Origin of the sequence: Streptomyces sp. MBT65 (assembly GCF_016612545.1) — a bacterium.
Taxonomy (GTDB): Bacteria; Actinomycetota; Actinomycetes; order Streptomycetales; family Streptomycetaceae; genus Streptomyces.
Genome location: NZ_JAENRY010000039.1, coordinates 47,102 through 69,766, shown reverse-complemented (window position 1 = coordinate 69,766; position 22,665 = coordinate 47,102). Strand labels below are relative to the sequence as shown.

The 22,665-nt window shown below is 70.7% G+C and carries 22 protein-coding genes; 11 read left to right on the top strand and 11 right to left on the bottom strand.

What is annotated here, in order from left to right:
- Positions 1 to 71: 71 nt before the first annotated feature.
- Together JHN63_RS11880 and JHN63_RS11875 are read left to right on the top strand one after the other, a co-directional pair.
- Positions 72 to 1,826 carry an RICIN domain-containing protein gene (locus JHN63_RS11880; protein ID WP_200679541.1) on the top strand — a complete coding sequence of 585 codons (1,755 nt, stop codon included), beginning with the start codon at positions 72 to 74 and terminating at the stop codon, positions 1,824 to 1,826.
- Positions 1,827 to 1,835: 9 nt separating this feature from the next.
- Entirely contained in the window at positions 1,836 to 2,270 is a 435-nt protein-coding gene (locus JHN63_RS11875) for an NUDIX domain-containing protein (protein WP_200679508.1), read from the top strand.
- 31 nt (positions 2,271 to 2,301) lie between these two features.
- Here the strand turns inward: JHN63_RS11875 and JHN63_RS11870 are convergent, their stop codons facing one another.
- Positions 2,302 to 2,904: an ester cyclase gene (locus tag JHN63_RS11870; RefSeq protein ID WP_200679507.1), complete on the bottom strand. Its 603-nt coding sequence runs from the start codon at positions 2,902 to 2,904 to the stop codon at positions 2,302 to 2,304.
- A 52-nt stretch (positions 2,905 to 2,956) separates the two neighbouring features.
- On the bottom strand, positions 2,957 to 4,012 hold the full coding sequence (locus JHN63_RS11865; RefSeq protein WP_200679506.1) for a medium chain dehydrogenase/reductase family protein: 1,056 nt from the start codon (positions 4,010 to 4,012) through the stop codon (positions 2,957 to 2,959).
- 151 nt (positions 4,013 to 4,163) lie between these two features.
- On the opposite strand from JHN63_RS11865, the gene JHN63_RS11860 reads away from it, so the two are divergent.
- On the top strand, positions 4,164 to 4,811 hold the full coding sequence (locus JHN63_RS11860) for a TetR/AcrR family transcriptional regulator (RefSeq protein ID WP_200679505.1): 648 nt from the start codon (positions 4,164 to 4,166) through the stop codon (positions 4,809 to 4,811).
- Between the two features lie 56 nt (positions 4,812 to 4,867).
- On the opposite strand, the gene JHN63_RS11855 is transcribed toward JHN63_RS11860, so the two are convergent.
- On the bottom strand, positions 4,868 to 5,452 hold the full coding sequence (locus JHN63_RS11855) for a hypothetical protein (RefSeq protein WP_200679504.1): 585 nt from the start codon (positions 5,450 to 5,452) through the stop codon (positions 4,868 to 4,870).
- A gap of 336 nt (positions 5,453 to 5,788) precedes the next feature.
- On the opposite strand from JHN63_RS11855, the gene JHN63_RS11850 reads away from it, so the two are divergent.
- Positions 5,789 to 6,946, top strand: a complete 1,158-nt coding sequence (locus JHN63_RS11850) for an ATP-binding protein (protein WP_307781872.1) — start codon at positions 5,789 to 5,791, stop codon at positions 6,944 to 6,946.
- Positions 6,947 to 7,082: 136 nt separating this feature from the next.
- Here the strand turns inward: JHN63_RS11850 and JHN63_RS11845 are convergent, their stop codons facing one another.
- Positions 7,083 to 8,045: an aminoglycoside phosphotransferase family protein gene (locus JHN63_RS11845; RefSeq protein ID WP_307781871.1), complete on the bottom strand. Its 963-nt coding sequence runs from the start codon at positions 8,043 to 8,045 to the stop codon at positions 7,083 to 7,085.
- A gap of 206 nt (positions 8,046 to 8,251) precedes the next feature.
- On the opposite strand from JHN63_RS11845, the gene JHN63_RS11840 reads away from it, so the two are divergent.
- Positions 8,252 to 10,312, top strand: a complete 2,061-nt coding sequence (locus JHN63_RS11840) for a GH92 family glycosyl hydrolase (RefSeq protein ID WP_200679503.1) — start codon at positions 8,252 to 8,254, stop codon at positions 10,310 to 10,312.
- Here JHN63_RS11840 and JHN63_RS11835 read toward each other — a convergent pair.
- Entirely contained in the window at positions 10,301 to 10,783 is a 483-nt protein-coding gene (locus JHN63_RS11835) for a helix-turn-helix domain-containing protein (protein ID WP_200679502.1), read from the bottom strand. The two genes, JHN63_RS11840 and JHN63_RS11835, sit on opposite strands and share 12 nt — an antisense overlap.
- A gap of 93 nt (positions 10,784 to 10,876) precedes the next feature.
- Between JHN63_RS11835 and JHN63_RS11830 the strand changes: the two genes are divergently transcribed.
- From JHN63_RS11830 to JHN63_RS11810, 5 genes are all read left to right on the top strand, one after another.
- Positions 10,877 to 11,371, top strand: a complete 495-nt coding sequence (locus JHN63_RS11830; RefSeq protein ID WP_200679500.1) for a PaaI family thioesterase — start codon at positions 10,877 to 10,879, stop codon at positions 11,369 to 11,371.
- A gap of 185 nt (positions 11,372 to 11,556) precedes the next feature.
- Positions 11,557 to 12,354 carry a LuxR C-terminal-related transcriptional regulator gene (locus tag JHN63_RS11825; RefSeq protein WP_200679498.1) on the top strand — a complete coding sequence of 266 codons (798 nt, stop codon included), beginning with the start codon at positions 11,557 to 11,559 and terminating at the stop codon, positions 12,352 to 12,354.
- 133 nt (positions 12,355 to 12,487) lie between these two features.
- Positions 12,488 to 13,714, top strand: coding sequence for a cysteine desulfurase-like protein (locus tag JHN63_RS11820; protein WP_200679496.1), 1,227 nt, complete (start codon positions 12,488 to 12,490; stop codon positions 13,712 to 13,714).
- A 346-nt stretch (positions 13,715 to 14,060) separates the two neighbouring features.
- Positions 14,061 to 14,948, top strand: coding sequence for a sugar phosphate isomerase/epimerase (locus tag JHN63_RS11815; RefSeq protein WP_200679494.1), 888 nt, complete (start codon positions 14,061 to 14,063; stop codon positions 14,946 to 14,948).
- A 79-nt stretch (positions 14,949 to 15,027) separates the two neighbouring features.
- Entirely contained in the window at positions 15,028 to 15,876 is an 849-nt protein-coding gene (locus JHN63_RS11810; RefSeq protein ID WP_200679492.1) for a sugar phosphate isomerase/epimerase, read from the top strand.
- A gap of 493 nt (positions 15,877 to 16,369) precedes the next feature.
- Here JHN63_RS11810 and JHN63_RS11805 read toward each other — a convergent pair whose 3' ends face one another.
- Positions 16,370 to 17,548 (bottom strand): phytanoyl-CoA dioxygenase family protein, encoded by a 1,179-nt coding sequence (locus JHN63_RS11805; RefSeq protein WP_200679491.1) that lies wholly within the window; start codon positions 17,546 to 17,548, stop codon positions 16,370 to 16,372.
- Between the two features lie 108 nt (positions 17,549 to 17,656).
- Here JHN63_RS11805 and JHN63_RS11800 point away from each other — a divergent pair, with 108 nt between their 5' ends.
- Positions 17,657 to 18,703, top strand: coding sequence for a LacI family DNA-binding transcriptional regulator (locus JHN63_RS11800; protein WP_200679490.1), 1,047 nt, complete (start codon positions 17,657 to 17,659; stop codon positions 18,701 to 18,703).
- Positions 18,704 to 18,731: 28 nt separating this feature from the next.
- Here the strand turns inward: JHN63_RS11800 and JHN63_RS11795 are convergent, their stop codons facing one another.
- The 5 genes from JHN63_RS11795 to JHN63_RS11775 are packed head-to-tail and all read right to left on the bottom strand — an operon-like array spanning position 18,732 to position 22,566.
- Positions 18,732 to 19,304, bottom strand: coding sequence for a YbhB/YbcL family Raf kinase inhibitor-like protein (locus JHN63_RS11795; protein ID WP_200679488.1), 573 nt, complete (start codon positions 19,302 to 19,304; stop codon positions 18,732 to 18,734).
- Positions 19,301 to 19,870, bottom strand: a complete 570-nt coding sequence (locus tag JHN63_RS11790; RefSeq protein WP_200679486.1) for an isochorismatase family cysteine hydrolase — start codon at positions 19,868 to 19,870, stop codon at positions 19,301 to 19,303. The genes JHN63_RS11795 and JHN63_RS11790 overlap by 4 nt, the downstream gene beginning before the upstream one ends.
- 40 nt (positions 19,871 to 19,910) lie before the next feature.
- Positions 19,911 to 21,659: an MFS transporter gene (locus tag JHN63_RS11785; RefSeq protein ID WP_200679484.1), complete on the bottom strand. Its 1,749-nt coding sequence runs from the start codon at positions 21,657 to 21,659 to the stop codon at positions 19,911 to 19,913.
- Positions 21,660 to 21,688: 29 nt separating this feature from the next.
- The gene (locus JHN63_RS11780; RefSeq protein ID WP_200679482.1) at positions 21,689 to 22,129 is read right to left on the bottom strand and encodes a MarR family winged helix-turn-helix transcriptional regulator; all 441 of its coding nucleotides are present in this window, start codon (positions 22,127 to 22,129) and stop codon (positions 21,689 to 21,691) included.
- Between the two features lie 56 nt (positions 22,130 to 22,185).
- Entirely contained in the window at positions 22,186 to 22,566 is a 381-nt protein-coding gene (locus tag JHN63_RS11775; RefSeq protein ID WP_307781870.1) for a hypothetical protein, read from the bottom strand.
- Positions 22,567 to 22,665 lie beyond the last annotated feature (99 nt).

The window sequence follows — 22,665 nt, the reverse complement described above, 5'->3', positions numbered from 1 at the left end:
GACTCGAAGGAGCAGCTGTGCAAAGAAGCAGAGCAGTGAGGGCGTTGGGCACGTTCGTCGGGGCCGCCGCGATGCTGGCGATCCCCATGGCGACGAGTGCTCAGGCCTACAACCCGACCGGCGGAGTCCTCTACCAGCTCGGCAACGAACCGTGCCTGAAGGGGCGGGGCAACTGCGCCGTCTACCCGAAGTCGGCCCAGTTGCCGAACGGGCGGCTGGTCGCGTCCTTCGAGAAGTCCACCGTCGTACCGGCGACGGGCGGCGCCGACGGACAGACGCTCCCCGTCTACAAGAGCGACGACCACGGGACGAGCTGGCAGCCGCTGTCCGAGGTGAAGGCTCCCGCGTACCTCTCCAGCGACGCCAAGTACGCGAAGTACACGAGCAATTGGACCAACCCCTACCTCTACACACTCCCGCAGGACGTCGGAGACCTGAAGCAGGGCACGCTGCTCCTCGCGAGTGTCGTGTCGGGCGACGACCAGTACTACAGGGAGCACAAGGCGGCCGACCCGAACTGGACGCCCTCCAACGACGGCGACCGGAGCGACCTCGCCATCGCCCTGTACTCCAGTACCGACCAGGGCGCGTCGTGGAAGATCGTCAATGTCATCGCGACGGGGGGCTGGCAGGGCGGCAGCGCGGGCGCGATCGGCCAGAACGTCGCCGCGGCCAACGCACACCAGCAGGTGGACCCCGTCTGGGAGCCGTACCTGATGGTCTACAAGGGCCAACTCGTCTGCTACTACTCGGACGAGAACGACTACACGGGCTTCAACGCGACCACCGGTGTTCCGACCCTGGACCCCGCGAACGACACCGCCACGGACTCGCACGGCCAGATCCTCGCCCACAAGACCTGGGACGGCCGTAGCACGGAGTGGAGTTCGGCCGTCGTCGACATCGCCGGGCTGACGCAGAGCATGGGCGGCGGCAAGACGGAGATCGGTGGCGGGCGGCCGGGCATGGCGAACGTCGTGCGGACCACGGACGGGAAGTGGCTGCTCACCTTCGAGTACTGGGGCGGCGGGGCCAACACCCGGTATGTGGTCGCCGACAACCCGCTGCGGTTCTACGCCGGTTCGGCCACCGGCACGGCCATCACCTCGCTGCCGGTCGACACCGGCTCCCACGCGCTCGCGGCGGGCGGCAGCCCGGTCGTCATCAGGCTGCCCGGGGGACGCCTGGTCTACAACGCGGCCGGCAGCGGAAACGTCTGGGTCAATGACAGCGGACGCAGCGACGGCGTCTGGAAGGAGTACCAGACCACCTCGCAGGCCGGATACAGCCGCGACCTGCAGTATGTCGACGGCACCGGCCGCATCGTGATCCTCAACAACCAGGGCATCTCGACCATCGCCTACGCCGAGGTCGACCTCGGCCAATCGGACGGTGCCTACTATCAGTTGGTGAACCGGAAGACCGACCAGGTGATCGGGACCGGCAACAGGACGAATGACGCGAACATCGGCAACGGCGACGTTCCCGATGTCGTCCTGGAGGCCCCTGGCTCCGCGGCGAACCCGGACACCCAGTACTGGCACGTGGTCACCGAGCCGAACGGCGGAGTGTCCTTGCTGAACAAGTCGGGCGGCCGGGCGGCGGCCATCTGGACGGGCAACGCGACGGTCGGCCAGCGGATCGGCCAGTGGGTCGACAACAGCGCCACCGGCAGTTGGAACCTCATCAAGACCAGTGACGGGTTCTACCGACTGCAGTCTGTCAAGAACACGAACCTGTACCTGACCGGTGCGTCCGCCGGGACCGCGCTGACCCTCCAGAACGCGGCGACGGACGGCTCGCAGGACTGGGAACTCGTCCCCTAGGCTCCGCCCATGAGGGTCCGTCACAAAGCGCGTGTCGTGCTGCTCGACCACGGTCATCTGGTGTTCCTGAAGCGGGGCTGGCCGGGCGGCGACGCGTACTGCACGACCGTCGGCGGGAGCGTGGAACCCGCCGACGCGGACCTCGAGGCGGCGCTGCGGCGCGAGGCGATGGAGGAGATCGGCGCCACGATCGGCCCCGCCACCGAGTTCCTCACCCTGACCGAAGCACACGGCACGAGCACCGTCGTCCAGCACTACTTCCTCGCCGATCTGCTGGACATGGACCTGGAGCGCCGTCACGGTCCCGAGCTCGACGACCCCGACACGGGCGACTTCGAACCGGTCAGGGTCGCGCTGAACCGTCCGGCAGTCGCCGCCCTCAACCTCCAGCCGGCCGAGCTGGCCGACTACGTCCTCGCGCATGTCGAGGCGTGGGGCGCCTGACCGTCGCCCTGTCATCGCGACCGTCTTGCCATCACAACACCTCGAGCTGGGTGAGGAGTTGGAGGGTGTCGGTGTTGACCCAGTACTCCACGAACCTGCCGTCGCGCATACGGAGTGTGTCCGTACCGGTGAACGTGACCACCGTCCCGGGGTCGGCCCCGGCGCCGGGGAAGCCGCCGGCGTAGGTGCCGGTGGCCGTCCACCGTATGGATGCGTAGCGCCCGTCGACGAGTGGGGCGACCTGCTCGGTGAAGCGGAGGTCGGGGAACGCGGCGCGTGTCTGCGCGATCCAGGCGACCAGTCCGTCGACACCCCGGATCGAGCTGCCGTCACCGCCGTCGAGGAGGGCGGCGTGGACCCGGAAGGCGGGGGAGATGATGCCCGGCGCGCGGTCGAAGTCGCCGTTCCACAGCCGGAGCCAGTCGTCGAGCATCGCCTCCGTTCTTCCCGCGCCGTCGTGGTGGCTCCGGACATCCGTGATCGTTGCCGCAGTGGTCCTCTGCGCGGTGTCCGGGGCGGTGGTGTCCGAGGCGGTGGCCGTCGTGGCCGTGCAGAGCAGGACGGCGAGGGCCGCCGGGACGAGCAGCCGGGTGCGGTGACGTCGGAGCGTGCGGGCGGACGGGACGGTGGTCATGGCAAGGCCTCTCAACACGGGCGGGGGAGTGGGGGATTGAGCGACCGGCACGTCACGGTGTCAGGACGACCTTGCCGGCGACCGTGCCGGACTCGGCCAGGCGCAGGGCGTCGGCGACGCGGGCGAGCGGCAGTTGGGCCGCGACCTGGGCGTTGACCTCACCGCGCTGCAGGGCCGCGAAGACCTGGGTGAGGTCGGCACTCAGCCGGGCCCGGAAGCGGTTCTTGCTCAGGGCCCGTCCGGCCCAGACGTTGAAGAAGTAGGCGTGCCGGCCGTTCGGCAGCGCGTTCCACGTCCAGACCCGGCCCAGCAGCTTGAGCACGGGCACCTGCTTGGAGCCCTCGTCGTCACGGGTGGAGGCGCTGCCGTAGGAGACGAGCGTGCCGCCGGGGGCGAGCAGGTGCCAGGAACGGACGATGCCCGGGCCGCCGACGTGGTCGAACACGGCGTCCACTCCGCGCGGGGCGAGTTCGCGGACGCGTGCGGTGAGGTCCGGGGTGCGGTAGTCGATGGGCTCGACGCCCTGAGCGCGCAGGGTGTCGTGGTGGCGCGGGGAGGCGGTGCCGATCACGTGCACGCCCGCCGCGTGGGCGAGTTGCACCAGGACCGTGCCGACTCCGCCGTTCGCCCCGTGCACCAGGATCGTCTGGCCGGCCCGGATACGGGCCTTGCGGTGCAGCATCTGCCAGGCGGTGATGCCGTTCACGACCACGGTCTCGGCCTCGGCCGCGCTGATCCCCTCGGGCACCGGCACCACATCGGCCGCGTCGACCAGCACATGACTGGCCCAGCCGCCGACCTTCACCAGCGCGGCGACCCGGGTGCCGACCAGGCCCGGCTCGACGCCCGCGCCGGTGGTGAGGACGGTGCCGACCAGGTCGTAGCCGGGGACGAAGGGGAACGGGGGCTGGTCGTAGTACTTGCCGCGGCGCATCTGCTGCTCGGCGAAGGAGATCCCGGTCGCCTCCATCCGGATCACGACCTGGCCGGGGCCCGCGACGGGCACGGCTCCCTGCCGGACCTCCAGGCCCTCCGGCTCCACCCTGCCCGGCAGGACGACCTCGACGAGTGCGTCTGCGGTGCTGTGCGTGCTGTCCGTGTTGTTCATGGCGACCTCCACTGCGCTCTGCGGTGAGCTACGGGCTTTCGTGTTCGTTATAAGTTGTAACTCACGCGAGAAGGGGTCGTCAAGTGCAATCGTGATAGCTTCTAACTGAAACTTGAGCATGTAGTCCAGTAGGTGTGGGAGGCGGTCGGCCATGGCGGAGACGGGCACGAAGACCCCGCGCGAGCGCTATCGCGACCAGGTGCGCGCGGAGATCAAGGAACACGCGCGGGAGCAGATCGGTACGGCGGGCGCCTCCGCGCTCTCCCTCAACGCGATCGCCAAGCGGATGGGCATGAGCGGGCCCGCCCTCTACCGCTACTTCGCCAGCCGCGACGACCTGATCACCGAGCTCATCCGGGACGCGTACCGAAGCCTCGCCGACGCCTTCCGCGCGGCCGCAGAGTCCGGCACCGACCTGCCCGGCCTGGCCCATGCGCTGCGCGCCTGGGCCCTCGACGACCCGCAGCGCTACTTCCTCATCTACGGCACACCCGTCCCGGGCTACCACGCACCGGACGACGTCACCGGGATCGCGTCCGAGATCATGGGGACCCTGCTGGACGCGAGCGCGGGACTGCCCGCGGATGCTCCCCTGACACCGTTCGAGGTCGACCTGGCGGCCCACCGGCACTGGGCGGGCGACCACCCCGCCCCGCCCGCGGCCCTGCACCGCGCACTCACCTGCTGGACCCGCCTGCACGGCGTGCTGTCGCTGGAACTCGCGGGCCACTTCACGGGCATGGGATTCGACCCGGCGCTGCTGTTCGACTCAGAACTGGCGGAACTGGCAGCACCGTAGGCATGACGGTGCGGGACCGGCCGGATCCGGCTCGGTGACGTGGCGCACCGCACCTCTCAAGCGGACGTGCCGTGGTCGCCCGGAGGCCGGCGGACCAGGTGCAGACCGACGACCGCGAGGATGACGGTGCGCCGTTCGGAGGCGTCCAGACGGGCATCGGTCTCGACGACGTACTGCTGCAGACCGAGCACCGCGTCGATGCTGCTCACCGTGACCCGGCCGAGAATCTCCGGCGCCGGGCCCTGTTCCGGGTCGGTCTCCGTGAGCTGCCATTCGGTTGAGGTGTAACCCCGCCGGGTGAGGAGGAGCGGACGTCCCCCTTCCGTCCGCAGGCTCAACTGCCGGTTCTTGACGAGTCCGTGGGTACGGGCGGTGCCGATCTCCCGATCCGTGACGTCGGTGAAGCGGAACCGCACCGGCCCGAACTGCCCGTACGAGGCACGCCTGTTGATATGGACGAGGAACCTGCCGGACGTGTCCGTGAGAAGGGAGTTCGTGTCGTCGGTGTGCTTGAGCAGGGCGAGCTGGGTCCCCTCCACGGTGGACACGGCCAGCGCGGGGCCCGTGTACCTGCGCCACCGTGAACGCTTCGGCTGCGCCACCACGACGGTTTCCGGCGCGAACGGACCGGCTTCCGGCATCGGCCTTCCTTCCCCCGCCACGGCTTCCCCCGACCGGCTCCGCCCCCGGTGGCCCGAGAACCCGCCGGACCGGCCGTCCACCGTAGCCGGTCCGTTCTCAAATCGCTTGCCACAGAACGGAATTGGGGCCCTCGGGGGCGTCCACAATGGGGTCGTACGCGGCCTCGGCGGGCCCTCGGACGCCTTCCGGGTGAGGTGTGCGACAGCGCCGCCACCCGCATCCCGGCACGCCCGCACCCGCCCGTCCTGGGCCTCCATGAAATGGCTCTGACCTGGTGTTTTCCCCGATTCGGCCTACGCTGGGGTGATCTGCCGAACACCAGGGGAGGGGTCTTCGTGAGTGCCGAGGGCATGGAGTACGACGCCACGCACATCAAGGTGCTGGAGGGCGGGGAAGCCATACGGAAGCGGCCCGGCATGTATGTCGGATCGACCGGTCAACGCGGCCTGCACTACCTCGTGTTGGATGTCGTCGACCGGGCCGTGACCGAGGTCCTGGACGGCCGCGCACACTCCGTCGACGTCACGCTCACGTCCGACGGCGGAGTACGGGTCGCCGACGACGGGGCGGGGGACGTGGAGGCCGACGCCCCGGCTCTCGAAAGGGAGTTGACCAGCTTCTACGCCGGTCCCAGGCCCGGTGGCCGGCGCACCGAGGTCGTCTCCGACTTCGGCATGGGGCTCTTCGTCGCCAACGCCCTGTCGAGTCGGCTGACGGCCGAAGTGCGGGGCGCGGGAACCCGCTGGGTCAAGGAGTACGCGCGTGGTGTCGAGGTCGACCCGTCCGTCACTGTGGGCTCGGCGACCGGAAGCGGGACGACCGTCTCTTTCTGGCCCGACACCGAGATCTTCGAGACGACCCGGTGCTCGTTCTCCGTGCTGGCGGAGCGCTTCCGGCAACTGGCCTTCCTCAACCGGGGTCTGGCGATCTCGCTGACCGACGAACGCCCGGCGTACGGACACCGGCGGGTGCTGTTCCAATTCCCGGACGGAGTACGGGACTTCGTGGCCGCCCTCTACGCGGAGACGGGCACGGCGCTGGAGCCGGACGTCTTCGGCTTCGAGTGGGAGGACGCGAGAATGGCCGGGACCATGGAGGTGGCCCTGCTGTGGCGAGGCTTCGACGAGACGCGGATACGCGGCTTCGCCAACAGCCGGGCCACGCGCGAGGGAGGCTCGCACGTGGACGGCCTGCGCGACGGAGTGGTGGCCGCGGTCACCGCGTTCGCGCGGGAACGACTGCGGGCCGGGTCCGACCTCGGTGCCCGCGCCGACCGGTTCGTCGAGGGGCTCACGGCGGTCGTGTCGGTGAAGCTCGACCACCCTGAATTCCTCGGCGCCACACGCGAGTTGCTGGGCAACGCCGAGGTGCGGATCTGTGTCGCCGAGGCCGTCGAGGAGCGCCTCGGCGAGTGGCTCGACGAACAGTCCGAGCGGGCACCGGAGTTGGTCGACCGCATCAGCCGAATCGTCCGGGGTGTCGAGGAGCGTTGAGCAGCGGAGGAGTACTGAGCAGCGATTGAACGCCGACGGGCGAACCGGCGGAAGGCGCTCGGCTGCGGGAGAAGGCAGTCAGCGTCCCCGCCGCGCCCCTCGTACCCGGTGCGGTCAAGCCCGGCATCGGGCGGGCTCAACTCAACGCGTCCACAAGGGAGATGACATAGGCGTCCAGCCGCTCCTCCACGGCCCGCGTCGTCAGCTCCACCCTCCCCGCCTCCTGCCATGGCCGCACCACGGGTCCCACCTCCCCGGCGAATGCCAGCGCGTCCAACAGCAGCCAGTACAGCCGCTCGCCCGACGCCGACGCCAGAACCCCGCCGGCCTCCTCGTACGCCTCGGCGAACCGCAGACCCCAGGCCGGACCGTGCAGCAGCGCGAGGTTGGTGGAGCAGTGCGCCACGTCGAGGTCCGCCGGCCCCCATGAGTTCTGCACCCAGTCGACGACCCCGGTGATACGGAGCCCCGCCGAGCCGTCGGACGGCACGTCGAACAGCACGTTGCCGGGGTGGAAGTCCCGGTGCATGAACCGGCCTTCGAAGGGCGGCGCGGGTTTGCGGATCACGTCGATGGCCGCGGCCCACGCCGCCTTGTCGGCCCCCTGCGCCGGGACGACGGCGTCGGCGGTCGTCCACGCCTGGTAGTGCTCGGGCCGGTCGACGGGGTCGAGCGCGTGGATCGCCACGAGTTGCCGGGCGAGGAGCGGGACACGCGCCTGAAGACCCTCGTCGGTGAAGACCGTCCGGCCCGGCAGATGGGTCATGAGGAGTGAGGGGTACTCGCAGTGCGCGCCGGACGGATCCATCGCGACCGGTCCTGGAGCCGGTACGTCGGTCTCCGCGAGCTGGGCGAGGGCATCGGCCTCGCGGTTCAGCAGATCCCCGGCGTGCTCCACGAAGTACGGGTCGACGAAGCTGCGCAGGACCAGGGCACGGGTGCCCCCGTCCGGTGCGGCGACGGTCAGCCGCCGCATCTCGGCGGTGATACCGCCGTGCAGCGCCTCGGTGCCGACGATCCGTTCGCCCGGGCCGAGCTGCCGATTCACCCAGGCCAGGGTCAGCGGTCGTAGGGCCCGCGTCTCGTCGTGAGCTGTCACCGGGTCACCCCATCATCATTCGCCCACGGTCCGCACCTGCTTTCTCTCCCGGTCCCCGCCTTTGCGACAGGCGGGGGAGTGCTGACCCGACCGGCTGGTCCTCGCGGCCGGCCGGGTGTGGCGGCCGGGGAGCCGGAGCCGCGTTGGGGACACTCGCGGTCCGGCGCCGCGCGGCGGCGGGTCCCCTGACTGGCTGGAGAAACGTGGTGCGACTTCCCCTGCTTCGGGCCGTACTGGCGGCCTCGGTGCTCGTGGCGTCCGGAACGGCCGCCGCCGCCCCGGTCCGGGCCGACGGCACGCCCCGCCCCCGGGCCGTCGACGATCTCGCGCGGTACGTCAACCCGTTCGTCGGCACCGCCCCAGGCGGCCCCGACTTCGGCCACGGCGGCGGCGCGGGCAACACCTTCCCGGGGGCCTCGGCACCGCTCGGCGGGATGCAGTGGAGCCCCGACACGGTGACCTACCAGCACGGCGGCTACTCCTACGGCGACAACCGCATCCGCGGCTTCGGCCTCGCGCACATCTCCGGAGCAGGCTGCGCCGCCTACGGCAACGTCCCCTTCATGCCCACGCAGGAGACCGCACCGCCAGCGTACGCCACGTTCTCGCACGCCAACGAACAGGCTGCGCCCGGCAGTTACCACGTCACCTTCGACAACGGCATCGGTACCGACCTCACCACCACCCAGCGCTCGGGCATCGCCCGCTTCACCTACCCGGCGAGCGACACCCGCCCCGCCGCGGTGAGCATCGACGCGGCCAAGGCGTTCACCGCGGCGACCGGATCGGTCGACATCGGGACCGACACCCTGTCCGGGTACAGCGACAGCGGCGCCTTCTGCAAGTCCAAGAACCGCTACCGGCTCTACTTCCACGCCACCTTCGACCAGCCCTTCGCCAAGTCCGCCCACCCGGACGGGAAAGCCGGCGCGGCCATGGTCACCTTCGCCCCCGGGGTCCGTACGGTGACCGCACGGGTCGGCATCTCCTTCGTCGATGTCGACGGCGCCCGCCGCAACGCGCTCACCGAGCAGAAGGCGCGGTCGTACGACACCCTCCGGCAGGCCGTGCGCGCCGACTGGAACCAGTGGCTGAACCGCGTCACCGTCGGCGGCGGCACGGACACCCAGCGCCGGGTCTTCTACACCGCCCTCTACCACGCCCTCCTGCACCCCAGCGTGTTCAGCGACACCGACGGCCGCTACACCGGCATGGACGGGCTGGTCCACCGCACCCGCGCCGGGCACGTCCAGTACGCCGACTTCTCCGGCTGGGACGTCTACCGCTGCCAGGTCCAACTGCTGGCGCTGCTCGCCCCGCGCGAGGCCTCCGACATCGCGCAGTCCGTCCTCAACCAGGGCCTCCAGGCAGGGTACTTCGACCGCTGGACCCTCGCGAACGGCGGCAGCGGCGTCATGGTCGGCGACCCGCTGCCCGCCATCGCGTCCGCGATCCACGCCTTCGGCGGCACCGACTTCGATGCCACCACCCTGCTGCGCACGGCCCTCGCGGACCGCCAGGACAACCGCCAGCGCCCGGGACACCAGCAGTACGACACCCTCGGCTACGTCCCCGCCGGCACCAAGGGGGTGTGGGGTTCGGTCTCCACCACCCTCGAGTACGCCGTCGCCGACTACGCGCTCGCCCAACTCGCCCACCGGCTCGGCGACTTGACCACGTACGACACCCTGCTGCGGTCCTCCGGGAACTGGCGCAACCTCTTCAACCCCGCCACCGGATACATCCAGCCCCGTGCCGCCGACGGCACCTGGCCGGCCTTCACCCCGGCGCAGAAGACGGAGTACGTGGAGGGCAACGCCGCCCAGTACACCTGGATGGTTCCGCAGGACCTGCCGGGGCTGTTCGCGGCCATGGGCGGCGACGCCGCTGTCACCGCCCGCCTCGACACCTTCTTCAGCAGCCTCAACGCGGGCGCCTCGGAGCCCTATGCCTACCTCGGCAACGAGCCCTCGTTCGGGACCCCTTGGGCGTACACCCACGTCGGCCACACCGAACGCGCCGAGGCCGTCGTCCACCGCGCGCTGGCCAAGCTGTTCACCGACGCGCCCGGCGGACTCGTCGGCAACGACGATCTCGGTGCCATGTCGTCCTGGGCGGTGTGGGCGAGCCTGGGCCTGTACCCCGAGGTGCCCGGCAGCGCCCAACTCACCCGCACCGCACCCCTGTTCACCACCGCCACCGTCCACCGGGGCGACGGCACCTCGCTCACTGTCGGTGCCGCGTCGCCCAGGCACTCACTGCGGTAGCGGACTTCGTACGGGACGGGCCGCCGGTCCGGGAACGGCTGTCACCTCGGTCGGTGCGAGTGCGCCGTGCGGTCCGTCGCACTCCACCACCACCCGCACCGGCGCGCCGCACTCGGTGTGCCGGACGTCCAGGACCTGGCCCTCGGGGTCGGCCGCGTGCGTCTCGCCCCACTGCCGCAGGGCCATGAGGATCGGCCACAGATCGCGGCCCTTGCCCGTCAGCCGGTACTCGTGGCGCGTGCGGCTCCCCGCCTGCTGGTAGGGCACGGTCGTCAGGATGCCCGCCGCGACCAGCTTGCGCAGCCGGTCGGACAGCACCGCGTCCGAGAGCCCGATATGGCGCCGGAAGTCGTCGAAGCGACGGACCCTGATGAACGCGTCCCGAAGGATCAGCAGGGTCCACTTCTCGCCGACGAGATCGAGCGTGCTCTGGACCGGACAGTTCTCCGTGCTCACGTCGAGCCATTCCATGCCGCCACCCTAACCACCTGGCTCTGTCATTGACAGTCAGCTGCGAGTCCATCTAGCTTCTTTTCAAGAAGCCAGCCTGGGAGGTAGCGCCGCATGGGACGGTCACGTACGTACGAGTGGGAGGACCCGGAGGTCTCGGCGGCCGCCGTAGGACGGTCCACAGGTCTTGAATTCCTGCGGGAACTGATGGCCGGACGCCTGCCCGCGCCGCCCATCGGGGCCACCGTGAACTTCACCCTCGACGAGGTGGAACACGGGCGCGCGGTGTTCTCCCTGATACCGGGGGAGGAGCACTACAACCCCATCGGCAGCGTGCACGGCGGGGTCTACGCCACCCTGCTCGACTCCGCGGCCGGGTGCGCGGTGCAGTCCACGCTTCCGCAGGGCATGGGATACACGTCGCTCGATCTGAGCGTGAAGTTCCTGCGGCCGGTCACGGCCGACACCGGCCGGATCCGCGCCGTCGGCACCGTCCTGAACGGCGGACGGCGCACCGCCCTCGCGCAGGCCGAGCTGCTCGACGAGAAGGACCGGCTGCTCGCGCACGCCACGAGCAGCTGCCTGCTGTTTCCCGTCACGGGTCCCTGACCCGGGACGACCGAAATCCGCCTGTCCCCCGCGCAGGCGGATCCGTACCGTCAACTCCCTTGATCCCTACGGTCGAGGCAGTGCCGGAACGCTGTGCAGTTTGCCCGGCGCGGCGTCCGTGGTGCTATGGGGAGAAGTACGTACATGGGTACGTGGACGTGACACACGCGGGATCGTGAGGGCGTATGGCGGGCGGGTCGGCCGGGGCGTACGAACGCATGCTGGCCGTGGCGGTGGCGGCTCTGCACGAACGGGAACCCGAGCGGCTGTGGCCGATGGTCGCCGCGGCCCTCCCCGGCCTGTGCGGCGGCGAGGCGCTGATCTACAAACTCGGCGAGTGGACGGACCGGACCGGGTCGATGGGGCTCTCGCCCGCCGCCGAGGCGCACTTCGGGCGGATCGACGACATCGGGGACGAGGGGATGGCGGTGCTGCGCCGGGGCTACCCCTTCGCGGACCACTACGCCAGGGCCGGTGCCGTCCGCCGACCCGGGACCGCCCACCGGATGGCCGGCCGGGGCTGGACGCACAGCCGGACCGCGGGCACGATCAGCCGCTTGATGGACGCCGACCACGTCCTGGCGATCCCCCTGCCGGGCACGAGCACCCCGGTCACCGGCTGCCTCGTCTACCGCGCCGGTGCCGACTTCACCGAGGACCACGTCCGGGCCGCCGAGCAACTGCAACCCCTGCTGGCCGGTGTGGAACAGCAGCGCCAACTCCTCGAACGCTGGCGCGCGGCCACGCCCGAGGCACCGGAGCCGCCGGCCGACTCGCGGCTCACTCCGCGCCAGACCACCGTCCTCCTCCTGCTCGCCGACGCCCTCACGGCCGCGGCCATCGCCCACCGCCTGGGCATCTCCGTCCGCACGGTCCACAAGCACGTGGAGAGCCTGTACCGGAAGCTGGGCACGCGCGATCGGGTGAGCACGGTGCTGCGGGCGCAGGAGATCGGACTGCTCCCGCGCCGAACGGGACGCTGAGCCACCCGCGGAGCACTCCAGGTTGCCTCCGACCACCCGGGGTCCCTGTCCGTCCGCGTGTCGATGTCCGATGATCGTCCTGGACACCCGGGGCCCCAGAGCCCGCACACGGCACCGACAGGAGCTCACTTCCGTGGCCTACGACCTCACCGCCCTGCGCGCCCTGTTTCCCGCCCTGAGCGGCGGCGCCGCCCACTTCGACGGCCCCGGCGGCACCCAGACGCCCCGGCCGGTCATCGAGGCCATCACCCAGGCGCTCGCGAACCCCCTCTCCAACCGCGGCCGGATCACCGCGGGGGAGCGCAACGCCGACGCCATCGTGACCCGGTCCCGTGCGGCCATGGCCGACCTCCTGGGGGCGGACCCCTCGGGCATCGTCTTCGGCCGCAGCGCCACCCAGCTCACCTACGACTTCTCCCGCACCCTCGCCGCGACCTGGTCGCCCGGCGACGAGGTCGTCGTCACGCGCCTCGACCACGACGCCAACATCCGCCCCTGGGTCCAGGCGGCCGCGCGGGTCGGCGCCACCGTCCGCTGGGCGGACTTCGACCCCGCGACCGGCGAACTGACCCCGGAGCACCTCCGCGCCGTCCTGTCCGACCGCACCCGGCTGGTCGCCGTGACCGCCGCCTCCAACCTGATCGGCACCCGGCCCGCGATCGCCGAGCTGGCCCGCCTGGCTCATGAGGCGGGTGCCCTGGTCCACGTCGACGGCGTCCACTACACCGCGCACGCCCTGGTCGACCTCGGCGCGCTCGGCGCGGACTTCTTCGTGTGCTCCCCGTACAAGTTCCTCGGCCCGCACCACGGCGTCCTCGCCGCCCGGCCCGAACTCCTCGCCACCCTGCGGCCGGACAAGCTCCTGCCGTCCTCCGACGAGGTACCCGAACGCTTCGAACTCGGCACGCTGCCCTACGAGTTGCTCGCCGGTACGGCCACCGCGGTCGACGTCCTCGCGGGCCTCGACACGGATGCCGTCGGCAGCCGCCGTGAGCGTCTGACCACGAGCCTGGCCGCACTCCACCGGCACGAGGAGACCCTGCGGACGCGCATCGACCAAGGGCTCGCCGCGCTGGACGGGATCACCGTCCACTCGAGGGCGGCCGAACGGACACCGACCGTGCTCCTGACCCTCGACGAGACCTTCGGCGCGCAGGGCACCCAGGACGCCTCCCGCTTCCTGGCGGAACGCGACGTGTACGCGCCCTCCGGCTCCTTCTACGCCATCGAGGCCTCCCGGCACCTCGGCCTGGGCGACTCGGGCGGCCTGCGCATCGGCCTCGCGCCCTACACCGGCACGGACGACGTCGACCGGCTCCTGACCGGGCTGGCGCTGTTCCTGAAGCAGGGACCCCGCTGACGGCCGGGGCCGGCTCCGGTTGTATCCGATGAGGGAGAAAAGATGGGTCCAATGACGGGATAATGATGGGTTCCCCCTCTTCAGTAATGCCCCGTACCGCACCTACCGTTGCGCGCAGGTAAACGGCCCGGCCGTCGGCTGATCAGCACCTCATCGGTCGGGACGGCGCCTGGAGGGAGAAGGCGATGACGCCTGCGCAACTGCTCGTGAATGCCGAGCGGGCTTTCGCCGCGCCCGAGCGGGGCGCCCCGTGCGGCGACGCGGGCCCGGATGTCCTCGATCCCGAACCAGCCGTCCAGCACCCCATGTCCGCACGTCCCGACCGGAACCTCAGAAAGGCCACAGCATGACCACCTCCCCCCTGAACAGGATCGCCGGCGCTCCCATCTCGTGGGGTGTGTGCGAAGTGCCCGGCTGGGGCTACCAGTTGACGCCCGAGCGGGTGCTGAACGAGATGCGCGAGGTCGGCCTGGCCGCCACCGAGTTCGGCCCCGAGGGCTTCCTGCCCGGCGAGCCGGCCGCCATGGCCCGCACCCTCGCCGACCACGACCTGCACGCCGTCGGCGGCTTCACCCCGCTGCTGCTGCACGTGCCCGGCCACGACCCGCTGCCCGAGGCCGAACAGCTCCTGGCGGGCTACGACGCCTCGAAGGCCGAGGTGCTGGTCCTGTCGGCCGTCACCGGCCAGGACGGCTACGACTCGCGCCCCGAACTCGACGCCGACGGCTGGAAGTTGCTGCTGTCCAACCTCGACCGGCTCGCCTCCCTGGCCGCCGAACGCGGCGTCCGCGCCGTCCTGCACCCGCACGTCGGCACGATGATCGAGAACGGCGACGAGGTCCGGCGCGTCCTGGAGCACTCGGCGATCTCGCTCTGTCTCGATACCGGCCACCTCCTCATCGGCGGCACCGACCCGGCCGAACTCACCCGCCAGGCGCCCGAGCGCATCGCCCACACCCACATGAAGGACGTGGACGCCTCCCTCGCCGCCAAGGTCCAGGACGGACAGCTCAGTTACACCGACGCCGTGCGCAAGGGCATGTACCGCCCGCTGGGCGCCGGAGACGTGGACGTGGAGGCCATCGTCACCCACCTCAGCGCACGCGGCTACGACGGCTGGTACGTCCTCGAACAGGACACCATCCTCACCGAGGAGCCCAAGGCGAAGGGCCCCGTCGAGGACGTGTGGGCCAGCGCCGAGCACCTGCGCTCGGTGCTGCGCGGTGTCGCGTAGGCGTGTCTTCGTGAACTCGAGGAATCCGAACTTGAGGGATCCGAACTCGAGGAATCCAGGAAACAGGGATGACCGCTGAATGACCGCTGACGAATTTCTGGCCACGTGCTGGACCACGGCGGGCGACGCCGCTCCCGACGAGGCGGACCAGCGCAGTCCGCTGAATCTGCGGGAACGCGTGGAAGCGGCGCGCGACGCCGGATTCACCGCCTTCGGGCTGTTGTACGCGGACCTGGTGGGGGCCGAGCGCGAGTACGGGATCGCCGGGATCCGGTCCCTGTTCGAGGACAACGGGATCAGCCATGTCGAGTTGGAGCTGCTGACCGACTGGTGGGCCGACGGAGCCCGGCGGGCCGCGTCGGACACCGTCCGGGTCGGCATGCTGAGAGCCATCGAGGCGCTCGGCGCGCGCACCTTCAAGATCGGCCCCGACGTCGCGGACGAACCCTGGGAACTCGACGTCTGGGCCGAGGAGTTCGCCGTGCTGGCCGCGCAGGCCGACGGGGTGGGCGCCCGGCTCGGTATCGAACCGCTGCCCTGGTCCAACCTCAGGACCGTGCACGACGGGCTACGGCTCGTCGAGGCCGACGGCCACCCGGCGGGCGGTCTCGTCATCGACGTCTGGCACGTCGAGCGCGCCCATACGCCGCCCGCCGAGCTGGCGGACGTACCCGGGTCGCGGATCGTCGGCGTGGAACTCAACGACGCGGACAGCGAGGTCGTCGGCACGCTCTTCGAGGACACCGTCCACCGCCGACGCCTGTGCGGAGAGGGCTCGTTCGACCTGCCGGGGATCATCGCCGCGCTCCGGACGGCCGGCTTCCGCGGCCCCTGGGGCGTGGAGATCCTCTCCGACGCACACCGTGCGCTGCCGGTGCGGGAGGCCGCCGCCGCGGCGTACCGGAGTGCCGCCGCGCTCGTGAAGTAGAAGCCACAGTGATGGCGGGGACGAGACCACGGTCGTCCCCGCCATCTCTGTTCACAAGCGGTGGCCTCGAGGGCGTGACGGTTCTGCCAGGTGTCGTGGGCCATGTGGCAGCGGGCGCTGTCGGTGGCGCCGCCGGGGAACTCCAGCTCCGCGCCCGGCCATTCGTCGATCCCGGTGCCCCGGTCGCCCTGGGGGCGAGCATGCGCCGGGCGTGCGGGCCGTAGCACCCGAGGTCCATCAGCGCGCCGTCCGCCGGCGGTCGCGACCTCTGTCTCCGGTTGGAGGCGAGGACGGTGTAGGAGTCGACCACCCGCTCCACCCGCTCCACCCGCTCCACGCCGTGCTCGGCGGCGAATATCTCGGCGCGGTCGAGATCGCGGGTGGCCACCGCGACCAGCCAGTGGCCACCGGGCTGGGCCGGGCCGCCCTGGCCGCCGCCGTTGACGAGGCCGACTCTGTCCTCCAGCAGTCCCACGAGAGTGGTGTGTTCGCTTCAGCTCTGGCGGCGCTTGGCGCCGGCCTGGAGTTCGTGGCGCAGCCGCTCCGGGTTCCACTCCTCCGCGACGGCCTGCCGGAGGGTGTCCGCCTGCGAGGGCGGGGCGAGACCCTCGACCGGCGGGTCGAGATCGAGGTTGGTGGGGAAGGGGTAGCCCTCGGCGGTGGCGGCGATCACGCGGCGCAGCCAGTCCTCGGAGACGCCCTCGGCCTTGCGGCTCAGCAGCACCGGGAACAGGGCGTTCGCCATCGCCTCACGGTCCACCGTCTCCATGGCACGCCCGAACGCGGAGGAGACCTGGAGCAGATTGGCCATGCGCTTGATGTCGGTCGAGCGGTTGTGCCCGGCGGCGTGGAAGAGCGCCGGGTTGAAGAAGACCGCGTCGCCCTTCTCCAGGGGGAGTTGGACGCGGTTCGCGTCGAAGTACTCCACGAACTGCGGGAGCCGCCAGGCGAGATAGCCGGGCTCGAACTTCTGCGAGTGCGGGAGGTAGAGCGTGGGGCCGGACTCGACGGGCATGTCGCAGTGGGCCACGGCGCCCTGGAGGGTCAGCACCGGGGACAGCCGGTGGACGTGCGCGGGATAGGCCGCCGCCTGCTCCTGGGAGAGGAAACCGAGGTGGTAGTCGCGGTGCACGTTCTGCGCCGCGCCGCCCGGGTTGACGACGTTGACCTGCGAGGTGACCTGATAGGCGGGGCCGAGCCAGGCCTCGGAGACCAGCTCCAGGATGTCGTTGGCGTAGTAGTCGGCGAACGCCTCGGGGGTCCTTACGGCCACCTTGTCCAGGGCGTTCCACACGCGGTCGTTCGCGCCGGGCTCGGCGAAGTGGTCGCCGCGCCCCGCACCGCTCGCGCGCTCCTCCTCGATCAGCGCCCGGAAGGCCTCGGACGCCCGGTCCACGACGGCCGCGTCCGGGAAGGCGCCCTTGAGGACGACGATGCCGGGGCCGTCGATCAGCGCCTCCACGAGTTCGCTCTGTATGTCGCGGCGGCCCTCGGCGGTGGCCGCGAGAGCGCGGAGCCGCGCGCTGTCGTAGAGCGGGACGTTCTGTTCGATGCGCTCGGCCGAGGGGTGGTCGGCGAGGTCGGTGCGCTGCTCCACGAGGGAGCGGAACACGTCGAGGTCGCAGTCCGCCTCGGTCAACCAAGTCCGCGTCCTTGCGGTGATGGGAGACATCCGGGTCCTTTCACTGTCCGTGCGTTTCTGACAGTCTTGATAACTCAAACCCATCATTCAATGCCCCTCACTACATCAAAACCGCATCATCGGTCTGGGGGATCAGACATGCGACACCCGTACCCGATCCGGGAGATTGCCCGCCAGGCCGGGCTGAGCACGGCCACCGTCGACCGTGTCCTCAATCAGCGGGGCAACGTCACGCAGAGCACCATCAGAGAGGTCCAGGAAGCCATCAAGGACCTGGACCGCCAGCAGAGCCAGGTGCGGCTCGGCGGCCGTACCTTCATGATCGACATCGTGATGCAGACCCCGGAGCGGTTCTCCACCGCCGTACGGGACGCACTCGAAGCCGAACTGCCCTCCCTGCACCCCGCGTTGGTGCGTTCGCGCTTCCACTTCCGGGAGACCTGCCCGCCCGCCGAACTGACCGCGACGCTGGACGGGATCGCGAAGCGCGGCACACAGGGCGTGATCCTCAAGGCCCCCGACGAGCCGGAGATCGCCGCCGCCGTCGGGCGGCTGGTCGCGGCCGGCATCCCCGTCGTCACCCTGGTGACCGACCTGCCGCACAGCGCACGGCTGGCCTATGTCGGCATCGACAACCGCGCGGCCGGCGCCACCGCCGCCTACCTCCTCGGACAGTGGCTGGGCAAGCGGCCCGGCAATGTGCTCACCACCATCAGCCGGGGCTCGTTCCGGGGCGAGGAGGAGCGCGAGATGGGCTTCCGCAGCGCGATGCGCCTCGCCGACCCCCGGCGGTCCCTGGTCGAGGTCACCGACAGCGACGGCCTGGACGCCACCCAGCACGAACTCGTCCTGGAGGCAGTGAAACGGGACGAGGACATCGTCGCCGTGTACTCGGCGGGCGGCGGCAACGTCGCCACCCTCGACGCCTTCGACGCGCTGGGCCGCGAGTGCGCGGTGTTCATCGCCCATGACCTGGACCACGACAACACCCGGCTGCTGCGCGAGCGCCGGCTGTCCGCGGTCCTCCACCACGACCTGCGCCAGGACATGCGCCGCGCCTGCCAGATCGTCATGCGCGCCCACAAGGCACTGCCCGACGACGGCCCGTCGCTGCCCTCGGCGATCCAGGTGGTCACACCGTTCAACCTGCCGCCGGGGGCGCCGTCCGTACCGGTGGTCGACTGAACTGGGCGCAGGTCAAAGGGCGTTGGGGTCAGCGTTCGTAGATGCCGGTCAGCCGGCCGCGACCGAGGACGGGTCCGGTGACGGTGGCCAGGAGGGCGCGAGGGCGGGCCCGCTCCACCTGCGCCGTGCCGGGAGCGCTGTCCACGGCGGCCGCGAGGGCGAAGAGTTGGAACACGTAGCGGTGCGGCCCGTGGCCTTTGACGGGTGCGGGACCGTGATAGCCCCGTCCGATGGTGGAGCGGAGGATCCGCACCCCGGGGCCGGAGTTCCGTGCGGCCAGTGCGCCGGGCTCCAGGTGGTCGGTCGTCGGGTCGATCAGGGCGAGGCAGTGCACGGCGGGCTTGGCCATCGGCACATCCATGTCCTCCACGACCAGGAGGAGTTGGGCGGTGCCGGGCGGGAGCGCTGTCCAGGCCAGGTGCGGCGACACGTCCGTGCCGCCGATCGTCTTCGCGCAGTGCTTCAGCGACATGGCCTCGCCGTCGCCGAAGTCCCGGCTGGTGAGGGTCAGTTGTTCGGGTCCCAGCAAGTCGGGCAGGTTCCACGCCGCGTGGGTCTCGCCCGCTCGACGGTTCTTCAGGAGTCGGCCGAGCAGGGTCATCGCGTCGCCTCCACCATGTCGACGACCTCGGCGGTGGTCGCGGTCTCGCCGAGCTTGGGGAAGACGCGCTCGACACTGTGCCGATGGATCTCGGGATCGGGATCGCCCATGGCATCGGTCACCAGGACGACGTGATAGCCGTGGTCCGACGCGGAGCGCGCCGTCGACTCGACACCCGAACCGGTCGCGACACCGCAGAGCACGACCTGCGCGACGCCCAAGTCCCGCAGGAGCGTGTCGAGTCCGGTGTCGTGGAACGCGCTGCGCCGCCGCTTGGTGATCAGATGGTCGGTCGGCCGTACGTCGAGTTCGTCGACGAGGTCGGCCCAACCGCTGGGCGGGGCAGTGGTGTTGACGGCCCGTCCGATGTCGGTACGTCCCGACGCGCGTCCGGTGACATTGACCAGGACCACGGGAAGGCCGTGCCGCCGGAACTCGGCGGCCAGGTGGGTCGCTTGCTTGACGGCGGTGGTGATGGCGGGATCGTCGGCGAGGGCCGAGACGATGCCCTTCTGCAGGTCGACCACGACGAGCGCGGACGCGGGGTCGATCGTTGTGAGTGGCATGGGGGTTGCTCGCTTCTTCGGTGTCCGTGGGTGGAGGGGGTTATCTGTCCGGTCGTGCCAGGGCGTCGCCGGTGGCGGTCCTGCGCGGTCCCGGAGTCCTGGCCGTGGGGCCGGTGCCGGTGCCGCGCAGCAGGGAGGCGAGCGCGGCGAGGAAGGCGAGGGTGGCGCCGAAGGCGAACACGATGACCAGGCCGGAGTGGAACGGCCCGGATATCAGGGTCGGGAAGAACTCGCTGCCGGTCAGGGTGTGTTGCTGCGTCGCCGTCAGATGGTTCAGGACGCCGCTGGGCTGGAGCAGATGCTGGATCGGGTTGACGCCCAACTGCGCTGCGAACAGGGACGAGACCGGGGGCAGCCCGCCGACCTGAGCGGCCAAGTGGGCCGGTACGCCCTGCTGTTGCAGTCCGGTGGTGAGCGTGTGCGGGAGGCTCTTGGCCAGCCCGGCGATCATGAGGGAGAAGAACACACCGATGGAGACGGCGGTCCCGGAGTTCTGGAAGGTGGCGCGCATGCCGGAGGCGACCCCGCGCAGCCGGGCGGGCACACTGCCCATGATCGAGGAGGAGTTGGGGGCGCCGAACATCCCGCTGGCGATGCCGTTGAGCGCGATCAGCACCGCGAAGATCCAGTAACTGAAGTCGATCGGCAGGCACATGAGCCCCAGGAAGGTGGAGCCGAACAGCAGCGCGCCGCCGGTGGCCAGCCCCCGGGAACCGAGCCGGTCGGACAGATAGCCCGACACCGGGCCCGCGGCGAGGAAGCCCGCGGTCAGCGGCAGCATGAAGATGCCAGCCCACAGGGGAGTGTCGCTGTAGTCGTAGCCGTGCAGCGGGAGCCAGATGCCCTGCAGCCAGATGATCAGCACGAACTGCATCCCGCCCCGGCCGACCGAGATGGCCAGGCTCGCCAAGTTGCCGAAGGTGAAGGCCCGTTGGCGGAAGAGGCTCAGCTGGATCATCGGCGCGGAGACCCGGTTCTCGATGACGACGAACGCCGCCAGGAGGAGCAGTCCGCCGGCGATCAGCACGTCGACCAGCGGGTTGGTCCAGCCCATGGTGTGGCCGCCGTAGGGCTGGAGGCCGAAGGTGATGGCGATCAGGGTGGCGCTGAGGCCGACCGCGAAGGTGATGTTGCCCCACCAGTCGACGCGGCCGCCGTCGTGCCTGGTGGTCTCGCGCAGGGTGCGGTAGGCCCACACGGTGAAGAACACGCCGATGGGCACGTTCACCCAGAACACCGCGCGCCAGTCCCAGGCCGAGAGCAGGCCGCCGGCGACCAGGCCGATGAACATCCCGGCCAGGGCGGCGACTTGGTTGATGCCGAGGGCGAAGCCGCGTTGTTCCTCGGGGAAGGCGTCGGTCAGGATCGCGGCGGAGTTCGCGGTCAGCATCGAGCCGCCGACGGCCTGCAGCACCCGCCAGCCGATCAGCCACATCGCGCCGTGGCCGCCGTCGAAGGGATCGAAGGACAGCAGGATCGAGGCGAAGGTGAAGACCGCGAACCCGGAGTTGTAGATCCGGACCCGGCCGTACATGTCGCCCAGGCGGCCCACCGTGACCACGAGGACGGCCTGGATCAGCCGGTATCCCATGATCATCCAGAGCAGATAGGCGATGTTGCCCGGGGAGAGCGGGTCCAGGTGGACGCCCCGGAAGATGGCCGGGAGGGCGATCAGCACGATGGAGCCGTCCAGTGCGGACATGAAGACGGCGGCGGTCGTGTTCGTCAGCGCGGTCCACTTGTAGCGGTCGTCGGAGACCGGGCGGCGCGGCTTGGCGGTGTCTTTCATCGGTCTGCTTCCTTGTGGCTCCGTCGCCGTCAGATGTGCTGAGCCAGCCGCTCCAACAGGGGGGCGGTCGCGGCGAGTTGCTCCAGCTCCGCCTGGGTGAACGCCCCGCTGGTCATGGCGCGGCCGAGGAGTTCGGCCCGCGCGTTGCGCTTGTTCCGCAGCGCCTGGCGGCCCGCGTCGGTCACGGTCAGCACCACGCGGCGGCCGTCGTCCGGGTCCGGGCGACTCTCGATCAGGCCACGGGTCCGCAGTGACCCGAGCGTCGCGCCCATGGCCTGCGCGGTGATCTGCGCCTCGCGGGCCAGCGCCGAGGAGGTCGTGGGGCCCGCGCGGTCCAACTGCGCCAGGGCGGCCCGCTCGGGCATCGTGAGCCCGCCCTCGACCGGCACTTGGCGGGCGCGTCGCACGAGTACGCCGATGCTCGCCAGCAGGGCGGAGGCGACCGCGTTCGGATCCAGGTCGTCGTTCATATACTAAGGCTACTTTATAAATCTGCCTTAGTACATTGCCTGGCTGGCTGGTTCCGTCAGTGGCTGCCGGGCGCCACTGGCAGCGCCCGCAGGGCCTTCCAAGCCACCGCCGTGCACAGCGCGGCCAGCGGCAGTTCGAGACAGGCGGCCATCAGCAGCGCCACCAGCACTCCGGGACCGGCGGTCAGTACGTCGAACCAGGCGTCGACCGTCAGCAGGACAGCCGTGGCCGGGGCCACCGCGACCCGCCGCGGGTCGCAGCGGGCCAGTAAGAGGCCCGTACCGACCAGGCCCATCGCCTCCATCGTGTCCAGGCCGATCCACGCCACGGGACAGGCGCCCGCCGCCCACGCCAACACGAAGATCCAGGGGATCAGGGCCAGTCCCGAGGCGGTGAGCACACGGGCGGACCACTTCCAACACGTTGTCGTCTCCACGCGAACAAGCCTGGTCAGGACGGGTGTTGGGGTCAGTAACGCGGATTTCCGACTTGGGGGTGGTGCTGGGTACAGCCCGAACCTGGAGCCAGCCGCATG